The organism is Streptomyces sp. NPDC005195, assembly GCF_040608315.1.
Taxonomy (GTDB): domain Bacteria; phylum Actinomycetota; class Actinomycetes; order Streptomycetales; family Streptomycetaceae; genus Streptomyces; species Streptomyces kaempferi.
This window is the reverse complement of sequence record NZ_JBEXHZ010000141.1, coordinates 1-5577: the sequence shown is the minus strand read 5'-3', so window position 1 is coordinate 5577 and position 5577 is coordinate 1. Positions and strand designations below refer to the sequence as shown.

Below are 5577 nucleotides of genomic sequence, written 5' to 3'. Positions count from 1 at the left end.
GCCCTCCACCCCCAAACCGTCCCCCACCTCGGCGTTTTTTCTTTTTTTCACCCCGGCCTTCCAACCATCTGTAACAAAAACAAAAACACGGCCTAGCACGGAACGCGCCTGGTGGTGCAAGACGTGCACCTGGGGCAAGGACGCGGCCTGCACCCGCGCTGCCTCGAAACCGACCCAGGCCACCCGGGCCCGACTATGGGCAGGAGGAGCCGCGACGGCGCAGAAGCCGCCGCAGCTCTCGCGATGAAGCAATTGTTGTGGAGCTTACGGCCGATCCGTGTTCTGACCCGTTCAGTCTCTGAGACGACTGGTGATAAAGCGGCTCTGCGAATCGAAGCCGAAGGCAGCCATGAAAGGGCTACTAAACCCTACCGAAATGTATATTCCGGACTCTTCATTCAAGCGAGGTTCATTCGCAAGTAAAGATCCGTACAACCAACCCCAGTCCCTGTGAGTCGTGATCACCACGGGTCAGAACTCCTGTCCCGATCACGACCAGAGGGCCGAATGAACTCAACTCGACGATGCACGTCCACGGCGTCCGCAAGCGCTGTCGTGCTCGCCACCGCCGGCGGGCTGCTCACCGTCGCCGCCGTCCCCGCGTCGGCCGCGACGACCTGCACCTCACCGGTGTACAAACGGCAGTTCTATGCGAACACCACCTTCTCGGGCACCCCGAAGCGGACCGACTGCGACAGCACGGTCGACGAACAGTGGGGCGCCAAGGCCCCCGCCTCCGGCCTGCCGACGAACAACTTCGCGGTCCGCTGGAGCGTCACCCGCGACTTCGGCTCCGGCGGCCCCTTCACCCTCTTGGTCGCCGCCCAGGACGGCATCCGCGTCTACGTCGACAACTCCCGCAAGGTCGACCTGTGGAAGAACGGCTCGACAACGACGAAGAAGACCGTCAACATCACGATCCCGGCGGGCAGGCACACCCTGCGCGTGGACTACGTCAACTGGACGGGCTCGGCGAACGTCAAGTTCGGCTACACACCCAACACTTCGACGACCGCCGATAAGGTCAAGCCGCTCACACCGACGGGCGCGTCGGTGTCATACGACAAGACCACAGGCAAGGCGAAGCTCGCTTGGGCGAAGAACAACGAGATGGACCTCGCCGGCTACCGCGTCTATCGCCGCCTGAAGGGCGCATCCTTCGGCAGCACCCCGCTGGCCACCACCACCTCCACCTCGTACACCGACAGCCCGCCGGCCGGCGGCGAGGTGTACTACTACGAGGTCCGCGCCCACGACAAGGCGGGCAACGTCTCCGCGGGCTCCACCGACCAGGCCGTGGCGAGTGTCGACCGCACCGCACCCGCCGTCCCCACCGGGCTGAGCGCGGCCGGCGAGTCCACCGGTCTGCGCGTCCGGTGGAGCGCGGTCGAGGGAGCGGCGTCGTACCGGGTCTACCGGGCGGCGGGCGCCCAGGGGACCTACACCCAGGTGGGCAGTACAGGCACGGTGTCGTTCGTGGACACCTCGGCCGCCCAGGACGTGAGTTACTCCTACCGCGTGACCGCCCTCGATGCGGCGGGCAACGAGTCCGCACGGTCCGTTGCCGTCAGCGGCACGCGCAGGGACCTCACCCCGCCGTCCGCCGTCACCGGAGTCACCGTGGTCCCGACCGAATACGGTTTCGCGGTGAGTTGGGACGCGAACCCGACCCCGGATCTGGCGCGCTACGTGGTCCGCCGCGGCGAACTCTGGGGAGACGACGAAGAGAAGGTGTGCTCCCTCTACCCGGGCTTCTATGTGTCGGCCGACACCACCTCGTACGCGTACACCACCGTCCCCGACGGTGAGGAGAGCTGCTTCATCGTCGACGCCATCGACGAAGCCGGGAACTCCGCTTTCCAGTCGACCGGCGAGGCACAGATCGTGACCGCGACAGAGTTCGACATGACACCGAGCGTCGCGACGCCCGCAGGCTCGCCCTTGCGTCTGGAGGCCTCCGCCGCAGAGGGCGCCGAAGGAAACCGTCTGACGTGGTTCGGACTCGGTGCGGGTGAGGAAGGCTCATCCGCACCCGCGCTGGGCTTCCGCATCTACCGATGGAACCCTGTCACCGCCGCCTACGAGAAGATCGACGAGGCCCCCGCCGGGGCCTTCGAGTACTTCGACACCGGCGGCCGGCGTGGCACCACCAGCTACTACTGGGTGACAGGTGTGAAATCTGACGGCACCGAAACTCTGCCCGCCGGCGACTGGGCCGTCACCGCACCCGCGGCGTGACCTGACCCGGCGGCCAGGCTCGATCACAAGCTCCCCCGCATCCTGGCCACGCATGATCGCCCGGGAACTTCCGGGCAGAGTCGCGCAGCTGCCACGGCGGGCTGACAGGAAGGACAAGAAAACCGTCTGCTGATCGAAGGCGCCGCGGAGGAGCGGGGCGGATCGACATTCGCGGCAACGCCGCCTACCAGACGTCACAGCCTCACGGCATCGCGGCCATCAGCACCCAACCGCTCACCCGCCTGGTGCGCGCAGATTTCCCCGACATGCACCTCGCCGCGCGATCGTCCCCGGGCGGCGCGTGGCGGCCCTCAGGAGGCCGCCGCGCGCCGCCGTTTGTGCCTGGTGTGAAGCCGGCTCACCAGGCGGCCGTTGATACGCATCAGGGCCCTCACGGCTGGTACTCCTGACGTGCGACTACTTCACCTGATGAGCTGTAGGCAGTGAGCGTCCAGGGTGCCCCATCGGCGGCGCGCGGGGGGTTCTGCAGCCGGGTCACCGCGTACCAGGCGCCCAACCGGGCTTGCCCTCCAGTGTCGGCACGGTGACGTGCACAATCTCTGCCTCGGTGGCGACCTCGACGCCACCCGGTTCTCCCGCACCGTGGAAGGTCCCCGAGAGGAAAGTGCGGCCGTCGGCTTGGGTTGAGTATCGGGGCTGCTCACGTCGAGGTTGCCACTGATGACGCTGCGGGACTGAATGGGCAGATCCGGCTCCGTCCAGTGCGAACCGTCTGTCATCAGCCACACCTCGACTCCCGGTGCCACCCGCACCCGCTCGCCCGACACTACGAGCCACACCCGCCCGGCGGTCGTCGGCGCGGAGGGGCTCGCGTCGGCGCCGCGGTCGGCAGGCTGCCGCGCAGACCCGCCGTCCGCTGAGCAGGACAGTGGTGACAGCGTGACACCAGCCGATATGACAGACCACCAGGAACCGCTTGGTTCCGGCGGCATCCCGAGGGCGTCAGCCCAGGGCGGGATAGTCGCCAGCGGCGAGGTCAGCCGTCAGACTCGGGTGGGTGGGCTCCCAAGCGAACCGTTTCCGAGTGAGTGCGCTCGACGACGGCATGTCGAGGGCGAACAAGCGGCCGATGAGGCCGAAGCTGTCAGGCGACACCGACTCGATCGGCACCGCGAGAACGCCGCTGATAGCTTCGGCCAACGAGCGCATCGAGTCGCCCTCGTCGGCTACGGCGTGCAGGACGGTGCCGGGCGCAGCGTCCTCGAGTGCGATGCGGAACAGGCGAGCGGCGTCGGCCCGGTTGACCGCTGGCCAGCGCTGCGTGCCATCGCCGACGTACGCGGAGACACCCGTTTTCTGGGCGGCGGCGATGAGCACCGAGCAGAAGCCGTATTGCGACCCGCGCTGATGTACGGAGCGTGGCAGCCGCACGACAGAAGTGCGCACGCCCTGGTCAGCCAGCGTCAGTACCGCGTGGGAATTTCGGCCGCGTCCCCCGACGGGACCGTCAATCGTGTCGGGGTCCTCCTCGGTGGAGGTGTGGCCCGGCATCATCGGAGTGAGGCCGGCATGCACGAACGGCTTGCCACTGCCTGCAAGTGCGGCCGCGAAGGTCTGTACAGCGCGTGCTTCGTCGTCGATGCAGGGCTCCAAGTTGCTCCAGTCGTTCCCAAAGGCCAGGTTGATGACACCAGCGGCCCGGGCAACGCCGGCGCGGAGGCTGTCATGGTCAGTGAGGTCGCCGCGTAGCGGCGTCCCGCCAGCGGTGGAGAGGGCCGTAGCCGCGGAATCGGAACGGACGAGGCCAAGGACCTCGTGACCAGCAGCGATGGTTTCGGGAACGACAACTGAGCCGATGCTGCCGCTGGCTCCAGTGACGAATACGCGCATGAGAGGCTCCAGATGGCTGCTCCGACGCGGCGTCGCAGGATAGAAACCGGCCGCTCGGGCTGGCGACGCTCGCTGCTGGAACACCCTCGAAGAAGCGACTGCATCTCCTCGGCCCCACATAACTACTCTAACAACGCATACCGGCCGTGCTGGGAGCCGGACGCACACGACATCGAGGAGGGCGGCGTACCGATCGCGGTACGGGCGCGCGCGCAGGTCTCCGGAGGGCAGGTGCAGGACCTCCCGGGCGATGCGGTGTGGCGGGCACCGGGCTGCCAGGGGACGGGCCCGGGATGGTGAGGACGCGGCCCGGGCCTGAGCGGTCTCGAAGCTGATCAGGCCATCCTCGGCGCCGAAGACGGCCTCCCATCGAGGACGGTCCCGGATGCCCAAAAGGACCACGTCGGCAGTCCGGCCAGGGGATAGCACCGTCCGCGACGTGAACGCGGGTCGGGTACGCGCTGGAGGTGGGCGCGCAGGCGGCCGGTGTCGTGCTGGTGGAGGGGAGCCAGTTTCGCCAGAACGGCAGGGACCGGAGAGGACGGAGCGGCAGGCACGGGACCTCGATGGGATCAGCTGGTGTAGACACCCTGATGATCACCTGTCTCATACCTGTGCTGTTGCCACGTCAACTCCCCCTGAACACGGACGATCTACGCTCCCGGAACTTGCAACCGCCCTGTTCGCGGACGCGGTCGTGGACGGTCGAAGAACGCGTCAGCCGGCCCGAAGACCGACCGCCAGCGTCAGTTCAAGGAGCCGGTGTGGCGACCCGAGATCCGGAAACAGCTCCCGCAGCTGCGACATCCGGTACCGGACGGTCTGGGGATGGACGAACAACGCAGCCGCCACCTCGTCCCTCCTGCCATGGTGCAGCAGCCACGCCCGCAACGTCTCCTCCAGCCGCCGTGCGGTCGCGACAGGCAAGGTCCGCAACGGCGCGAGGGCTCGGGCACGCAGGTCTGCGAACGCGTCCCCGTCGGCGCTCAGCACCAGCTCGGGCAGGTGGTCCTCAGTGTCGCGAATATCAGGGGAGAGGGAGCGCGCGCGTACGGCTCGTGCGTACGAGGCGGACGCACGAGTCCATGGCCGGGCCGGGCCGACCACGGCGGTGCGGTCGGTCATCTGCCTCAGGAGATGTGATCGGTCGGCATCGGGGACGAGCAACACGCCGCAGGCGTCCGGCAGGTCGTCGAGGACGAGGGTGCTCGGGTCGAGCGCGCGGTAGGCGGGCCGGGCCTGGGCGGCGGGCAGCAGGACCGCGGTCAGTGAGACCGAAGGCTGCCACCCGGCCCGTTGAGCGGAGGCCAGCAGCACGTCCGGGCTGGCGTCGGCGAGGAGGTCGCGGACCAGTTGTTCCAGGTGGCGCTCATGAGCCCGGCCCCGGGCGGCCAGTTCGTCGGCGTGGCCCGCGGCGCTCGCGGCGGAGAGCTCGTCGATGTAGGCGAAGGTCAGCTCGGCGAACTTGGCGACCTCGGCGGCGGGCAG

At 68.2% G+C, this 5577-nt stretch carries 4 protein-coding genes; 1 reads left to right on the top strand and 3 read right to left on the bottom strand.

The features are described 5' to 3' along the window. The coding region (locus tag ABZV34_RS36790; RefSeq protein WP_356286842.1) for a hypothetical protein at positions 1-183 on the bottom strand (183 nt) is incomplete at its 3' end. 372 nt (positions 184-555) lie between these two features. Between ABZV34_RS36790 and ABZV34_RS36785 the strand changes: the two genes are divergently transcribed. Then, complete coding sequence (locus tag ABZV34_RS36785; protein WP_356286839.1) at positions 556-2238, top strand: PA14 domain-containing protein; 1683 nt, start codon at positions 556-558, stop codon at positions 2236-2238. A gap of 963 nt (positions 2239-3201) precedes the next feature. Here ABZV34_RS36785 and ABZV34_RS36780 read toward each other — a convergent pair. Beyond that, on the bottom strand, positions 3202-4089 hold the full coding sequence (locus tag ABZV34_RS36780) for an SDR family oxidoreductase (protein WP_356286836.1): 888 nt from the start codon (positions 4087-4089) through the stop codon (positions 3202-3204). A gap of 717 nt (positions 4090-4806) precedes the next feature. Further along, on the bottom strand, positions 4807-5577 hold a 771-nt coding region (locus tag ABZV34_RS36775; RefSeq protein ID WP_356286834.1), incomplete at its 5' end, for a helix-turn-helix domain-containing protein.

Excerpts from the sequence above, each read along its gene's own strand:
- ABZV34_RS36780 (WP_356286836.1), bottom strand. The coding sequence starts at position 4,089 with ATGCGCGTATTCGTCACTGGAGCCAGCGGCAGCATCGGCTCAGTTGTC.